Annotated in this window: 1 protein-coding gene; it reads right to left on the bottom strand. The window is 50.6% G+C overall.

The genetic code is table 11. From position 1 onward, the window contains the following. Positions 1-259: ABC transporter substrate-binding protein (locus AB4585_RS26310; RefSeq protein ID WP_372171704.1), on the bottom strand; the 259-nt coding region annotated here is incomplete at both ends.

Raw genomic sequence — 259 nt, 5'->3', positions numbered from 1 at the left:
GAGTCGATCATTGCGATTTGAGAAACAGGTACTGCTTCAACAATGTCTGCTTTGCCCGTACGCAGCGCTGCAGCTCGTGCAAAACCGTCTGGAACGTATTCAGCGTATACCTTCTCTACCTTCGCCTTCTCACCCCAATAATCGTCGAAGCGTTCTAGGTTTGCGCTGGTTGTGCCATTGATATTAGTCAGTACAAAAGGCCCAGAGCCCGCGCGAGTTGGGTCTACACGGCCATTGTCCAGATAAGCAGCAGTAGAAA

Source organism: Vibrio sp. 10N.222.49.C9 (genome assembly GCF_041474985.1).
GTDB lineage: Bacteria > Pseudomonadota > Gammaproteobacteria > Enterobacterales > Vibrionaceae > Vibrio > Vibrio crassostreae_C.
The sequence above is the reverse complement of the archived record's forward strand: the minus strand, read 5'-3'. Positions and strand labels throughout refer to the sequence as shown.